The sequence below is a fragment of the Streptomyces diacarni genome (assembly GCF_003323715.1).
GTDB lineage: Bacteria > Actinomycetota > Actinomycetes > Streptomycetales > Streptomycetaceae > Streptomyces > Streptomyces diacarni.
On the sequence record NZ_QOIN01000042.1, the window covers coordinates 302,496 to 316,815 of the forward strand.

The 14,320-nt window shown below is 73.1% G+C and carries 13 protein-coding genes; 4 read left to right on the forward strand and 9 right to left on the reverse strand.

Translation table 11 applies throughout. The annotated features are described in order from the left end of the window. Positions 1-197: 197 nt before the first annotated feature. Positions 198-662 (forward strand): GbsR/MarR family transcriptional regulator, encoded by a 465-nt coding sequence (locus tag DTL70_RS13820; RefSeq protein WP_245979359.1) that lies wholly within the window; start codon positions 198-200, stop codon positions 660-662. Positions 663-732: 70 nt separating this feature from the next. On the opposite strand, the gene DTL70_RS13825 is transcribed toward DTL70_RS13820, so the two are convergent. Beyond that, positions 733-1,614, reverse strand: coding sequence for a diacylglycerol kinase catalytic domain-containing protein (locus DTL70_RS13825; protein WP_181860918.1), 882 nt, complete (start codon positions 1,612-1,614; stop codon positions 733-735). 635 nt (positions 1,615-2,249) lie between these two features. On the opposite strand from DTL70_RS13825, the gene DTL70_RS13830 reads away from it, so the two are divergent. Both DTL70_RS13830 and DTL70_RS13835 read left to right on the forward strand, forming a co-directional pair. Beyond that, positions 2,250-3,533 carry an adenylosuccinate synthase gene (locus tag DTL70_RS13830; RefSeq protein ID WP_114022188.1) on the forward strand — a complete coding sequence of 428 codons (1,284 nt, stop codon included), beginning with the start codon at positions 2,250-2,252 and terminating at the stop codon, positions 3,531-3,533. Between the two features lie 172 nt (positions 3,534-3,705). Then, the gene (locus tag DTL70_RS13835; RefSeq protein ID WP_114022189.1) at positions 3,706-4,290 is read left to right on the forward strand and encodes a Uma2 family endonuclease; all 585 of its coding nucleotides are present in this window, start codon (positions 3,706-3,708) and stop codon (positions 4,288-4,290) included. 1,251 nt (positions 4,291-5,541) lie between these two features. Here DTL70_RS13835 and DTL70_RS13840 read toward each other — a convergent pair. After that, positions 5,542-6,084 (reverse strand): HXXEE domain-containing protein, encoded by a 543-nt coding sequence (locus DTL70_RS13840; protein ID WP_114022190.1) that lies wholly within the window; start codon positions 6,082-6,084, stop codon positions 5,542-5,544. A 206-nt stretch (positions 6,085-6,290) separates the two neighbouring features. Between DTL70_RS13840 and DTL70_RS33240 the strand changes: the two genes are divergently transcribed. Further along, positions 6,291-6,551: a hypothetical protein gene (locus DTL70_RS33240; RefSeq protein WP_147266778.1), complete on the forward strand. Its 261-nt coding sequence runs from the start codon at positions 6,291-6,293 to the stop codon at positions 6,549-6,551. 114 nt (positions 6,552-6,665) lie between these two features. Here the strand turns inward: DTL70_RS33240 and DTL70_RS13850 are convergent, their stop codons facing one another. The 7 genes from DTL70_RS13850 to fbaA form a co-directional block, all read right to left on the reverse strand. After that, a complete protein-coding gene (locus DTL70_RS13850; protein WP_114022192.1) occupies positions 6,666-7,403 on the reverse strand; it encodes an alpha/beta fold hydrolase in 738 nt (245 codons plus the stop codon). Next, a complete protein-coding gene (kynU, locus tag DTL70_RS13855; protein WP_114022193.1) occupies positions 7,400-8,665 on the reverse strand; it encodes a kynureninase in 1,266 nt (421 codons plus the stop codon). The genes DTL70_RS13850 and kynU overlap by 4 nt, the downstream gene beginning before the upstream one ends. Further along, positions 8,658-9,479 (reverse strand): tryptophan 2,3-dioxygenase family protein, encoded by an 822-nt coding sequence (locus DTL70_RS13860; protein WP_114022194.1) that lies wholly within the window; start codon positions 9,477-9,479, stop codon positions 8,658-8,660. Before DTL70_RS13860 ends, kynU begins: the two co-directional genes overlap by 8 nt. Before the next feature lie 200 nt (positions 9,480-9,679). Further along, positions 9,680-10,093 (reverse strand): DUF3151 domain-containing protein, encoded by a 414-nt coding sequence (locus DTL70_RS13865; RefSeq protein WP_114022195.1) that lies wholly within the window; start codon positions 10,091-10,093, stop codon positions 9,680-9,682. Positions 10,094-10,164: 71 nt separating this feature from the next. After that, a complete protein-coding gene (locus DTL70_RS13870; RefSeq protein WP_114022196.1) occupies positions 10,165-11,325 on the reverse strand; it encodes a MalY/PatB family protein in 1,161 nt (386 codons plus the stop codon). Further along, the gene (gene malX / locus DTL70_RS13875; RefSeq protein WP_281278682.1) at positions 11,322-12,992 is read right to left on the reverse strand and encodes a maltose/glucose-specific PTS transporter subunit IIBC; all 1,671 of its coding nucleotides are present in this window, start codon (positions 12,990-12,992) and stop codon (positions 11,322-11,324) included. Before malX ends, DTL70_RS13870 begins: the two co-directional genes overlap by 4 nt. Positions 12,993-13,153: 161 nt before the next feature. Continuing rightward, complete coding sequence (gene fbaA, locus DTL70_RS13880; protein ID WP_114022198.1) at positions 13,154-14,185, reverse strand: class II fructose-bisphosphate aldolase; 1,032 nt, start codon at positions 14,183-14,185, stop codon at positions 13,154-13,156. Positions 14,186-14,320 lie beyond the last annotated feature (135 nt).

A 14,320-nucleotide genomic window follows, 5' to 3' on the forward strand; every position in this document is an offset into this window, starting at 1 on the left:
GGTCTTCGGGAGGAACCGCTGACCAGGGCGGACAAGCAGCTGGGCACGCATGGTGGGAGAAGCTGACCGACGTGGCTGACGACGCGAGGGACGAGACCGGCACCCGCACCCGGGAGAACGGCACACAGGAAGCCGGCGAGGCCGGCACCCGGCAGACCGGAAGCGAGGAGACCGGTGGCGAGGAGACCGGCTCCCGGCTGCGGGACTACGAGGAGCGGGCCTCCCCGTTCGTCGAACGGTTCGCCGCCGACCTCACCGAGGCGGGCATGCAGCGCATGGCCTCCCGCGCCTTCGCCTGCCTCCTCGCCTCCGAGGAGGGCGCCCTCACCTCCGCCGAACTGGGCCGGCGGCTCCAGGCCAGCCCGGCCGCCATCTCCGGCGCCGTGCGCTACCTCTCCCAGGTCGGGATGGTCAGCCGGCAGCGCGACCCCGGCTCGCGGCGCGAGCGCTACCTGCTGCACCACGACGTCTGGTACACGAGCCTGCTCAGCCGCGACAACCTCCTCAACCGCTGGCAGACCACCCTGACCACCGGCGCCGACGCCCTCGGCGGCGACTCCCCCGGCGGCCGCCGCCTGGCAGAGAGCGCCGAGTTCCTCCGGTTCATGCAGCGGGAGCTGGAGGAGATGTTGCAGCGCTGGCACGAGCGGCAGCGGGACTGACGCTCCCCGTGCCCCGGCGGACGGCGACCGCTCGAGCCGTCGGTCCGCCGGCAGTCCGCGTCAGTCCGCATCAGTCCGCCGGCAGGACCAGGTGCCAGGCTCCGGGGCTGAGCGTCCAGGTGCGGGCGGGGACGGGCGCGCTCGGCGGCTGGGTGTCGGGGCGGTAGCGGAAGCCCTCGCCGCCGGGCGCCGCCACCGTGACGGTGCGCGCCCGCGCCCGCGCGGGCACCCCCGCGTGGGCGGGCTGGACGACGACCTCCGCCCACCCGGTGCCCTGCTCCGTACGCACCGCCAGCTCCGTCACCGGCCGGTCGGGACCGGTCAGCAACGTCTCGTCGGCCACCACGCGCAGCCGGTGGGGGAGGGGCGCGGCGCCCGGCCCGTCCGCCGCCTGGTGCGGCCCGCCAGCGGCGCGGGCGCCCCCGGCGAGGACCGTGCGCGCCAGGGAGTGGCACAGCCGCCGCCAGGGCGGCGGGAGCGGCACCGTCCCGCTCGGGGAGGTCGCCGCGGCGGCGGGCGGGGCCGGCGCGGCGGGTGCGGCGCCCCGTTCGAGGCGCAGCCCTCCGAGAACGACCTCGTCCTCGTCGTCCACCAGGAGGTCCAGCGCCCGCGCGGTCCCGCGCAGCACCGTCCGCGCGGCCGAGACCGCGTCGAGCGGCAGCCCCAGGCTCCGGGCGAGGGCGATCGAGGGGCCGTTGCCGACCGGCACCACCGACAGCGCCGTCCGCTCCAGCGCCCGTTCGTGGTGCAGGAGCCGCACGGCGCGCAGCAGGGCGCGGTCGTTGCCGACGAGGACGGGTCTGCGCCCGCCGCGCCGGGCCAGGGCCCGCGCCACCGCGTCGGGCCCTTCGGGCAGGCTCAGTTTCATCCCGGGGCTTCCGGCCCGCAGCACGTCGCGGGCGATCCGTACGGACTCGCCGTCCGTGCTGCGGGCGACGGGGTCGACGACCACGAGCAGCGGAGCGGCCGCCGCCCCGTCCGCCTGCGGGGCGCCGCGCCCGTCGGTCCGCGGGTGGCGCGGCGTCGGGCCTCCGGCCGCCGGGCTCGTCCCCGTCTCCCCCGCCGCGGGGCTCGTCCCCGGGCCTCTCGTCCGGCGACGCTCCGCCGAGGGGGCGGGCGGGCGTGCCGGGGGCCGTCCGGGCGGTCTTGGGGCGGGTTGCGCGGGGGACGGCGACGGGGCGCGGGGGTGCGCCGGAGGCCTCGCGGGATCTGGAGCCGACACCACGATCCTTCCTCGTGAATCCGTGCGTACGGGTGAGTCCGTGCGTTCCTGAACCGAACCGGTCCTCCGGAGCCCCGGCCCCGGGGCCGGGGCTCCGGAGGACCGGGCCCGGGACCGGGGGGTCGACCCCGGTTTCCGGAAGCTTCCGGCGTGTGCTGAGGTGGTACGCGTTCGTACGTCCGTCCGAGTCGGTGCACTCCCCTGTTCGTCACCCGGGAGAATTGTTCGGTAATCTCTCGGTGCAAGAGCCCCTGTCGCTGTTGCGCCAGGGGCTTCCTCTATCCGGGGTACCGACCTGCGGCTCTCGCGATGGCGATACGCGCCACGCACGTGGGACATGCCCCACCCGAAAGGGGTGTACGCCTGTGCCCGCACTTGTGCTGCTCGGTGCTCAGTGGGGTGACGAGGGCAAGGGAAAGGCCACCGACCTGCTCGGCGGCTCCGTGGACTATGTGGTGCGCTACCAGGGCGGCAACAACGCCGGCCACACGGTCGTCGTCGGCGACCAGAAGTACGCGCTCCACCTGCTCCCGTCCGGGATCCTCTCCCCCGGCTGCACCCCGGTCATCGGCAACGGCGTCGTCGTCGACCCCTCGGTCCTGCTCTCCGAGCTGAGCGGACTGAACGAGCGCGGTGTCGACACCTCCAAGCTGCTGGTCAGCGGCAACGCCCACCTGATCACGCCGTACCACGAGACGCTCGACAAGACGACCGAGCGGTTCCTGGGCAAGCGGCGCATCGGCACCACAGGGCGCGGCATCGGCCCGAGCTACGCCGACAAGATCAACCGCGTCGGCATCCGGGTCCAGGACCTGTTCGACGAGTCGATCCTGTTGCAGAAGGTCGAGGCGGCGCTCGACTTCAAGAACCAGGTGCTGGCCAAGCTCTACAACCGCCGCGCGATCTCGGCCGAGCAGGTCGTCGAGGAGCTGCTCGGCTACGCCGAGCACCTCAAGGGCTTCGTCGCCGACACCACACTGGTCCTCAACGACGCGATCGACGAGGGCAAGGTCGTCCTCTTCGAAGGCGGGCAGGGCACCCTGCTGGACGTCGACCACGGCACGTACCCGTTCGTCACCTCCTCCAACCCGACAGCGGGCGGCGCCTGCACCGGTTCCGGCGTCGGGCCGACGAAGATCAACCGGGTCATCGGCATCCTCAAGGCGTACACGACCCGCGTCGGCGCGGGCCCCTTCCCCACCGAGCTGTTCGACGACGACGGCGAGGCACTGCGCACCATCGGCGGCGAGTTCGGCGTCACCACGGGCCGCAACCGGCGCTGCGGCTGGTTCGACGCGGTCATCGCCCGCTACGCCACCCGCGTCAACGGGCTCACCGACTTCTTCCTCACCAAGCTCGACGTGCTCACCGGCTGGGAGCAGATCCCCGTCTGCGTCGCCTACGACATCGACGGCGAGCGCACCACGGAACTGCCCTACAACCAGAGCGACTTCCACCACGCCGAGCCGGTCTACGAGTACCTGCCCGGCTGGAGCGAGGACATCACCAAGGCCAAGACCTTCGCCGACCTGCCCAAGAACGCGCAAGCGTATGTGAAGACCCTGGAGGAGATGTCGGGCGCCCCGATCTCCGCCATCGGCGTCGGCCCGGGCCGCGACGAGACGATCCAGGTCAACTCCTTCCTCTGAGCCCCCGCCCTTCCCGGGCCCCGCCCGCCCGTAGCCGCACGGTCCGCCCGACCGTGCGGCTACGCGCATACCAGGGCGACCGACCTCACCCGTGTGGGTGTATCCGCCGGAAACCCCCGCCGCCCCGCCGCCTCACGGCTGACACTGGCTTTCGCCTGGAAGGAGGGGCAGCATGACGGTTATGGCCGAGCGCACGTCTCACATGTCGGTGGAGGACTTCGAACGGATCGCGTCCACCACTCCCGAGACCGTCACGTTGGAGTTCATCGGCGGACGGATCGGGGAGAAGGTCGTGGCAGACGGAGATCACGAGACGATCACCATGTGGCTGCTCAGGCAGTGCATGCAGGCGCGCCCGGATCTCGACCTGCACCCCACGCAAGGGTTGAAGGCCGGTGGCTACCGCAAGGGAAGAGTGCGTCCGGACGGCTCGCTCGCGCCCATCGCCCACTTCGCCGGGCAGGGCGAATGGGCCGACCCCGACGGCGTACTGATGACCGTCGAGGTCACGTCGTACGACTCGGACACCAACCAGCGCGACCGGCAGGAGAAACCGGCCGCCTACGCCGCTGTCGGCATCCCGGTCTACCTCCTGGTCGACCGGGGCGCGGGCGAGGTCGTCGTGCACACGAACCCCGACCCGAACGCCGGACGCTACCGCGATCTGCACACCGCCGCGTTCGGTGAACAGGTCGCCCTCCCCGAGCCCGTCGGCATCCGTCTGGACACCGAGGTCTTGAAGAACTACGTACGCTGAGCCGCCATGCAGGCAACCGTGGACGGCGCCGTCCTCATCTCCGTCGTACTGGCGCTCGCCCTCGCGGTCCGGGACCGGCGGCCGGGGCCGCCGGTCGGCCCCGGGGCAGCGGGGCGCCGACTGCCCGGGCCGCTCGCATGGCTGGGGATGGTGACCGGTCTCGTGCTGGTCAACCAGGTGGCCGTCGTGGTGTACATGGAGCGTGTCCGGGGCGGCGACCCCGCCTTCGTGGCGCGCTACCTGCCGCCCGGCTGGTTCGACCTGCCGGACGGTGGCGGCCCGTTGGGATGGCTCGTCACCCACTGGCCCTGGCCGCACGCCCTCGCCGTCTGCGTGCTGCGCGTCCAGGCGGCCCTGGAACTGCCGCTCGTGCTGCTGGCGTTCGCCGTGGTGCTGCGCTGGCTCGACCCGCCGCTGTGCCGCCGGGTACTGCGCTCGCCCCTGCTGGTGGTGGCCGCGCTCGCCTACACCGCCGTCTTCTGCGCCGTCGAATGGGACCTGCACAACCCCTACACCCTCGACGACCTGGCCGTGCGCTGCGCCTCCGCGCTGGTGACCCCGCCCGCGCTGGCGGCCCTGGCCCGCCGCTGGGGGCCCGCCGGTGCGGCACCGCCGCCCCCGCTGCCGGCGGTGCGCCTGCTGCTGTTCCTCGGCTCCCTCGCCGCCTTCGGCGGGCTCGTCCTGCTCGCCTACGACACGCTGCTGCTCTACAACCTGGGCCGGCTGGACGACCGGCTGCCGCTCGCCGCCGCCTGCGCGGCGGTGCTCGCCGCGTGCCGCCTGGGCGACCGGCGGTGGGCGGCCCGCACCGCCCCCGGGCCGGGGGCGAGCACGGACCCCGGACCGGGAGCAGGCGCGCCCCCCGGGCCCGCCGTCGTCTTCCTCGGCCACGCCCTGCGCCGGTTCCTCGTCCTCTTCTTCGCTCCGGCGCTCGCCGTCCGCTACGGCGTCACCTTCGGCACCCCGGCGCTGGCCGCCGCCGCGGGGCTCGTCCTGGGTTCGGTGGCGGCCGGCCTCGCGCTGCGCGACACCCTGGCCGAGAGCGGCACGGGTGCGGGGCGTCTGCTCTCGGTGCTGTGCTGTGCCGTACTGGGCGGTGCGGTCGCCGGGTACGCGGCGGCGCGGGTGGCGAGCGGCGGGTACTACGAGACGGCGCTGCTGGCGGGCGCGGCGACGTTCCTCGCCGTGGCGGTCGGCGGCTGCGCGCTGGGGGACCGGCTGCGCTCCGGCTCCCGGGGGTTCCCGCTGCCGTCAGCGCCGCCGCACGAGCAGCTGGGCGACCCCGTGGGAGACCGCCAGCGCCGCGACGGCCCCGAGGGCACCGGCGGCGATGTCGCGCGGCCTCGTCGGCCGGAGGATCCCCTGCGCGCGCAGCCTTCCGCGGGCCCAGGCGGTGAAGGGGATGACCACCAGCGGTGAGGTCAGCGCCCCCGGGGTGAGGCTGCGGGTGGCGGCGGCCTGCGCGAGGTGCACGACGCCGTGCGCGCCGAAGGCGCCCAGCGCCGTCTGGTAGGTGGCGCTGCGTCCGCCCGTGCGGTGTCCTTCCGCGGCGGCCGCTCCCACGAGGACGGCCATCGCGCCGACGGCCGCCGCGAACCGCCGCCCGTCCGTCGCCTCCAGCCGCGTCCACACCGCCTCCGGTACACGCGGCGCCGACTTCCGCAGCTCGGGAACGTGCGTGCGGATCCAGTGCGGCATCATGGCCGTCTCCTCCGCGTCGTGCAGGGCCCACGCCGCGAACAGGCCGAGGGTGACACCGGCCGGGACCGTGCCGGTCCGCTGCTGCTCTTCCATACCGGAGGGGACGCCCCACAGGCGCCGCGAGGTTCACGTGGCCCCCGCCGCATCCTACGGCCCGCCTCGTCGGGAAGCGCCCGTGCGGCGTACGCCACCGGCACGTGCGGATTAATGATGATCGTTTTGCTGCGGGGTGTGGAAGAGGTCTCGCGCACAGCGCACACCCCGCGCGAGACCGCGCGCCCCGACCGCAAGGAGCACTCATGCGCATCCGCACCGCGACCGCCGCCGCCGTCCTGGCGACCGCCGCCGTCCTCGGCTCGGCGGGCACCGCCTTCGCCGGCGACCACCACAACTGGACCTCGGCCGCCTACGACTTCAGCGACCACGTCCTGAGCAAGCACGAGAACAAGAGCGACAACGACACCAACGTCGTCAAGCAGTTCAAGTACACGAACATCTCGGACAACGAGGTCGACAACTTCAACACCGGCGCCAACATCGGCGAGCTCGAGCTGGACTGACGCCGAGCACCGCTCGGGCCGCGACCCGACCGCCGCGCACGCCTTCGGCCCCGCCTGGGGCGGGGCCGAAGGCGTGCGGGGCCGAAGGCGGGGCCGCGAGGCGACCGAGCTTCGCTAGCGCAGCGACCGCACCACCACGTCGAACGCCGGGGTGCGCGGAGTGACGGGCGCGTAGTGCCCGACGCCGGGCATCAGGTGCAGCCGGCCGCCCCAATTGTTCGCGTACCGCCGCGACAGTTCGATCGGCACCTCGGCGTCGGTGGTGCCGTGCAGCACCTCCACCGGGACGCGCGGCAGCAGCCGCATCGGATCGGCGTCGTCCAGCGCGCTGTCGGTCGCGCTGTCGGTCGCGCTGTCGGTCGCGTCCTGGCCGCCGAGGAAGGACGCCACCGCGCCGTCGTCGAGACGCAGCTCGTGGGCGCGCGCGAGGTCGGCCACCGGGGCGACCACGACGACACGGCCCGCGGCCCGCTGCCGCCTCGCCGCGGCCCACAGCGCCAACTGGCCGCCCGCGGAGTGCCCGAACAGGACGCTGGGCGGGGCCCCCAGGTGGTCGAGCGCCGCGTCGACGTCCTCGGCCGTGGCGGGCCAGCCGCCGCCCCCGCCGACCCTGCGGTACTCCACCAGGGCCACCGACATGCCCTGCCCCGCCAGCGCGGCGGCGAAGGGCGACAGATGGGTGCGGTCCCACTCCTCGCGCCAGAATCCGCCGTGCAGCAGGACGACGCGGGGACCCGGGGCGCCCTGTCCGTAGAGGTCGACGACCTGGGAGGGGTGTTCCCCGTAGCGCACCTGGCGCTCGGGCGGCGCCGGCGCAAGTGCCAGCAGCGCCTTGCACTCGTCCTGGCTCATCGTGGTCCCCCGATCACCTCGCCCAGGACGCGCGCGGCACGCTCCACGTCCTGGAACGCAGTGTAGAGCGGGGTGAACCCGAAGCGCAGGACACCCGGGCGCCGGAAGTCACCGACGACGCCGCGCCCGATCAGCTCGGCCATCACCCCCTCGGCCCGCTCCGCCGGGTCGCACAGCAGCGCGACCTGGCTGCCGCGCCGGGCGTGCTCGGCGGGCGTCAGCGACCGCACCGCGACCTCGGCGCCCGCGCCCGTGTACGCCGCCACGCAGCGCAGGAAGAAGTCCGTGAGCGCCAGCGACTTGGCCCGCACGTCCTCGATCCGCACCCCGTCCCAGACCGTCAGCGCCTCCTCCAGCGCGGCCATCGACAGGATGTCCGGCGTGCCGACCCGGCCGCGTGCCGCGCCCGCTGCCGGCGTGTACGCCGGGTCCATGGCGAACGGGTCGGCGTGCGAGGCCCATCCGGGCAGCGGCGAATCGAACCGCTCCTGGAGCGCGGAGCGCACGTACAAGAACGCGGGGGCGCCCGGCCCTCCGTTGAGGAACTTGTAGGTGCAGCCCACGGCGAGGTCCACCCCGTGCGCGTCCAGCCCCACCGGCAGCGCGCCCGCGCTGTGGCACAGGTCCCACACGCCGACGGCGCCCGCCTCCCGCACGGCCGCCGTCAGCGCCGGCAGGTCGTTGAGGGTGCCGGTGCGGTAGTCGACGTGGTTGAGCAGCACGGCGGCGGTCCGCGGCCCCACCGCCTCGGGCACCTGTGCGGCGGCGACGGGACGTACCGCGCATCCCGTCAGCCGCGCCGCGGACGCGGCGATGTAGCCGTCCGTCGGGAACGTCGCCTCGTCGATCAGGAGTTCGTCCCGCCCCGGATGACGCCCGGCATCCCGCTCCCGCGCGATCCGCACGGCACCGACCACGGCCTTGAGCACGTTCACGCTCGTCGAGTCGCCGACGACGACCTGGCCGGGTCCCGCACCGACCAGCGGGGCGATCAGCTCCCCCACCCGCTGCGGCATCTCCCACCAGCCCGCCTCCGTCCACGACCTGATGCCCAGCTGCCCCCACTCCCGGGAGACCACCTCGGCCAGCCGCCCCGGCACCCGGGCGGGGAGGGCGCCGAGCGAGTTGCCGTCGAGATAGACGGTGCCGCCGTCGAGCACGAACAGCTCACGCAGCGGCGCGAGGGGGTCGGCGGCGTCGAGGGAGGCGGCCACCTCGTTCTGCGCCGCGTCCCGCGCTTCGCCCGCGGCGAGGTCAGACATGGCTGCGCGCCGTCCACAGCTCGGGGAAGACCTGTTTGGCGGCCCGCTTCTCCAGCCAGGCCACACCGGACGTGCCGCCCGTCCCCGTCTTGGCCCCCATGGCCCGCCGCGTGGCGACGAGGTGGTCGTTGCGCCAGCGCCACACCAGTTCGGCGACCTCGGTCAGGGCCTCACCGAGCCGGTGCGCGGGCGACCCCGCGCCCTCCCGGTAGACGCGTACCCACACGGCCTCGACGCCCGGGTCGGCCTCGTACCGGCGCGTGAGGTCGCGCTGGAGGACCGCTTCGGGGATGTCCTCACCGCGCCGGGCGAGGAACCGCAGCGCCTCGTCGTAGAGGCTCGGTTCGTGCAGGGCCTTCTCCAGTTCGGCGTGCACCCGCGGCGACCCGCGGTGCGGCACCAGCATGGAGGCGGACTTCTCCCCCAGCAGGAACTCCACCCGCCGGTACATCGCGGACTGGAACCCCGACCCGTCCCCGAGCGCGGAGCGGTAGGAGTTGAACTGGGCGGGGGTCAGATGGGCCAGCGGCTCCCAGGAGGCGTTGAGCGAGGCCATCGCGTACGTCGAGCGCGTCAGGGCGGCCGCGGCGGCCTCCAGGTCGTCCTCCCGCAGCTTGCGTGCCGCCGTCTGCCACTCGTGCACCAGGAGGGTGAACCACAGCTCCATCACCTGCGTGGTCACCAGGAACGCCATCTCGCCCGGGTCGTCGGAGAGCGGGTGCTGGAGGTGGGTGAGGACGTCCGCCTGTACGTAGTCCTCATAGGGCGTGGTGCCGCCGAACTCAAGGACCGGGGCATCGGGGTCGTGTGACATCGCTGTCTCCACTCGCTGTGCTTCCGGGTAGCGGTCCGCCCCTTCCGGATAGACGTCGGAGCCCCGGTCCCCTCGGGCCTCACGCGGCCCACCACGCATCATGCGCGCGAGGTGACGGCGGCGGCAAGGTCACCGCCGCCGTCCGCACACCGGCCCAGCTCAGGCGCGCCCCACCACGGGCCGCGCCGCACCGGCCGCGCTCAGCCCAGAGTGGAGGCCGCCGTGGGGGAGCTCTCCTTCAGAAAGGAGCTGCACCGCTCGTACTCCTCCTGCTCACCGATCGTCTGCGCGGCCCGCGCGAGGGCGTGCAGCGCCCGCAGGAAGCCCCGGTTCGGCTCGTGCTCGAACGGCACGGGCCCGTGCCCCTTCCAGCCGTTGCGGCGCAGCGCGTCCAGACCCCGGTGGTAGCCGGTGCGCGCGTACGCGTACGACTCGACGACGTTGCCCGCCTCGAACGCGTCGTCGGCGAGCTGCGCCCACGCCAGCGACGACGTCGGGTACTGCGCGGCGACCTCGGCGGGCGCCGTCCCGGCGGCGAGCAGCTCGCGGGGCTCGGGATCGTCGGGCAGATGGGTCGGGGGCGGACCCCCGAGCAGGTTCTCGTGAATGGCCATGAGCCCCAGTGTCCCCCACCCGGCACCCGTCCAGGGCGGGCTCCCCCCGTCCCCCGGACCCCCGCCGTCCCTCAGCACACCCGGCGCAGCGCCGCGACCAACGCGTCGATGCCCGCCTCGGCCTTGGAGCGGGGGCAGCCGACGTTCAGCCGCACGAAGCCGGGCGCCCCGTACGCCGTCCCCGGCATGACGGCGACCTTCTCGGTCTCGATCAGCTCCCGTTGCAGCGCCTCGTCGTCGAAGGGCGCCGTACTCAGGCCGCGCAGGTCGATCCAGGCCAGGTAGCCGGCCTCGGGCGGCTCCCAGCCGAGGCCGGGGAAGGCGTCGGCCAGGCGCTCGGCGACCATGCGCAGATTGCCGTGCACGTAGTCCCGCAGCTGTGCCAGCCACCGCTCGCCCTCGCGGTAGGCGGCGATGTGCCCCACGAGGGAGAGCACGGCAGGTGAGGACAGCCCGTCCGCGTCCTTGAGCGCCCGCAGGTAGGCCTGCCGCGACGCCTCGTCCCGCACGATGCCGTAGCTCCCGGTGAGCGCCGGGATGTTGAACGACTTCGACGCGGAGTTCAGCACCGCCCAGCGCCCCGCGCCGTGGCGGACCCAGGGCCTGTGGCGGTGCGGCGGATGGGCGAGGTCCGCGTGGATCTCGTCACTGATCACCGCCACGTCGTGGCGGGCGCACAGCTCCGCCATGTGCGCCAGCTCCCCTTCCCTCCACACCCGGCCCGTGGGGTTGTGCGGGGAGCACAGCAGCAGCACCCGGGTGTCGGGCAGCGCCAGCAGCCGCTCCAGCGCCGCCGCGTCCCCGACGGGGCAGCCGCGCAACTCCCGCTCGTGCGCGGCCAGCACCTTGGGGAAGGCGTCGTAGCAGGGGGTGTGCACGACGACGCCGTCCCCGGGCCCGGACCACAGCCGCAGCAGCTGCGAGACCTGGTAGACCACCGAGGGCCCGTAGACCACCCAGTCGGGGTCGACGTCGGTCTCGTACCGCCGCGCGTACCAGTCGGTGACGGCGGACAGGAAGTCCGACTGGCGCCAGCGCGAGTAGCCCAGCACCCCGTGGTCGAGCCGCCGCCGCAGCGCCTCCAGCACCTCGGGGGCCGTCTCGAAGTCCATGTCGGAGATGGTGAACGGCAGCAGCCCCGGCACCCCGAAGCGGTCCTGCACGTAGTCCCACTGCGTGCACCAGGTGCCGTGCCGCTCGACCACCCGGTCGAAGTCGTAGGCCCCGCTCACGCGCTCCTCCCGCCGGGGAGCAGCCCCTCGATGGCGTCCTTGACCGACTGGACCTGCGGACCGATGACGACCTGCACGGTGTGCGGATCGAGGGTGACGACGCCGACGGCACCGAGCTTCTTCAGCCGCGCCTCGTCGAGCCGTGCGGCGTCCTCGACGGTCATCCGCAGCCGGGTGATGCAGTTGTCGAGGGTGCGTATGTTGTCGGGTCCACCGATCGCGTCCAGCAGCGCCGCGGGATCGTACCGGCCCGCGACCAGCTTCGCCGCCACCGGCTCCGCCCCCTCAGCCCGCTCCGGGACAACCGCACCCCCGTCCGCTGCCTCGTCCGCTCCCTCGTCCTCGTCCTCGCCCTCTCCCTCGTCCGGGGCCTCCCGTCCCGGCGTCTTGAGGTCGAACCGCCGGATCGCCCAGCGGAAGAGGAAGTAGTACACCGCGAACCACACCGCCGCGATCACCGGCACCAGGTACCACCGGGTGGTCGTGCCCTGGAGCACCCCGAAGACGAACCAGTCGATGACGTTGCCGTCGGTGTTGCCGATGAAGACGCCCAGCACGGCCGCCGTCAGGAAGCCCAGCCCCACCAGCACGGCGTGCAGGAGGTACAGCCACGGCGCGATGAACAGGAACAGGAACTCCAGCGGCTCGGTGATCCCGCCGACCACGCAGGCCACCACACCCGAGATCAGCAGCGCCTTGATCTCGGGGCGCATGGCGCGCCGCGCACAGTGGTACATGGCGAGCGCGGCACCGGGCAGCCCGCCCAGGTAGGCGGCCATCTTGCCCTGCGAGAGGAAGTGGGTCGCCGAGGTCACGTCCCCGTTCGCGGCGGCGTCGCAGTTCAGCTGCGCGTAGAAGAGGTTGAGCGCGCCGCTGACGTGCTCGCCGCAGACCGTGCCCGCGCCGCCCACGTCGGTGAAGCGGAACATCGCCACCAGGATGTGGTGCAGCCCCACCGGGCGCAGCAGCACCTCGCCGGCGCCGAAGAAGAAGGGCCCGAACACCCCGGTGTGCCCGATGGCCTCGCCCAGGTCCCTGATCCACCCGTTGAACGTCGGCCACACCAGCGGGACGAGCAGCCCGGCCACGCTCAGCACCAGCGTCGAGACGATCGGCACGAAGCGCAGCCCGCCGAAGAACGCCAGCGCGTCCGGCATCCGCTGGGTCCGGAAGCGGCGGTGCAGCACCGAGACGACGACGCCGACCACGACGGCCCCCAGCAGCCCGGTGTCGATCGACTGGATGCCCAGGACGTCGGCGATGCCGTAGTGCGCGATCGCCTCCTTGTCCTCCAGGTCGACGCCCTTGGCGGTGAGGAAGAAGTTGACCGCCAGGTTCATCGCCACGTACCCGACGAACCCGGAGAACGCGGCGACCCCCTTGTCCTCGCGGGCCAGGCCGAGCGGAATGGCCATCGCGAACAGCACGGGCAGGAACGTGAAGGCCGTCTGCCCCGTGTTGGCCATCCAGGTGAAGACCAGATGGAAGCCCTCGCCCTTGAGGAAGGTCAGGTTGTCGGTGACGGCGTCGCTGGAGAGCGACGAGCCGACGCCGAGGATGATGCCGCAGAACGCCAACAGGGCGACCGGCAGCATGAACGTCTTGCCGAGCCCCTGGAGGAACTCCCAGGCGGCGGCCTTGCTCTTCCGCAATGATGTGCTGTCCACCGGCCCAGTCTGCGGGGCGGCACAGGGGCGAACACAATGGTCAGCGGGTTACGGATGCATAGCGAAAAGCCCGGGCCCGCCCCCTGCCAGGGGGCGGGCCCGGGCCGAGAGCCCCTCTTGCGACACCACGGCACCACGGCACGCGGTCGCTCAGGGGCGGGTCACTTCAGGCGGGTGCCGGTGGAGCGCAGGTTGGCGCAGGCGGTCTGCACGCGCTCGGCCATCCCCTTCTCGGCGGCCTTGCCCCAGCTGCGCGGGTCGTACACCTTCTTGTTGCCGACCTCGCCGTCCACCTTCAGCACACCGTCGTAGTTCGCGAACATGTGCGCGGCGACGGGGCGGGTGAAGGCGTACTGGGTGTCGGTGTCGAGGTTCATCTTCACGACGCCGTTCTGCAGCGCGGTGGCGATCTCCTCCTCCGTCGAGCCGGAGCCACCGTGGAAGACGAAGTCGAACGGACGGCTCCCCGCCGGCTTCTGGAACTTCTCGGCGACGCCCGCCTGGAGGTCCTTGAGCAGCTCGGGGCGGAGCACCACATTGCCCGGCTTGTAGACGCCGTGCACGTTGCCGAACGAGGCGGCCAGCAGGTAGCGGCCCTTCTCGCCCAGACCCAGCGCCTCGGCCGTGCGCACCGCGTCCTCGACCGTGGTGTACAGCTCGTCGTTGATCTCGTGGGTGACGCCGTCCTCCTCGCCACCGGTCGGGGTGATCTCGACCTCGAGAATGATCTTCGCGGCGGCGGCCTCGGCCAGCAGCTCCTGGCCGATCTCCAGGTTGTCCTTGAGCGTCTCGGCCGAGCCGTCCCACATGTGCGACTGGAACAGCGGGTTCTCCCCGCGCTCGACGCGCTCCCTGGAGACCGCGATCAGCGGACGGACGTAGCCGTCGAGCTTGTCCTTGGGGCAGTGGTCGGTGTGCAGGGCGACGTTGACCGGGTACTTCTTCGCGACGATGTGGGCGAACTCGGCGAGCGCCACCGCGCCGCTGACCATGTCCTTGCTGTACTGGCCGCCCAGGAACTCGGCCCCGCCCGTCGAGATCTGCACGATGCCGTCGCTCTCCGCCTCGGCGAAGCCGCGCAGCGCGGCGTGCAGCGTCTGCGTCGAGGTGACGTTGATGGCGGGGTAGGCGAACGTGCCTTCCTTCGCCCGATCGAGCATCTCGGTGTAGACGTCGGGGGTTGCGATGGGCATCAGACCGCTCCTCGGGGTGTGCGTGGTATCCGGCTGCGGATCAACGGAACGTCAACGGCGACTTCATCGTCGGGCCCATCCTCCCAGACGGGCCCGGGTGCTCCCGACGCGGGTGTTCACGAGTTCACTAAGCCG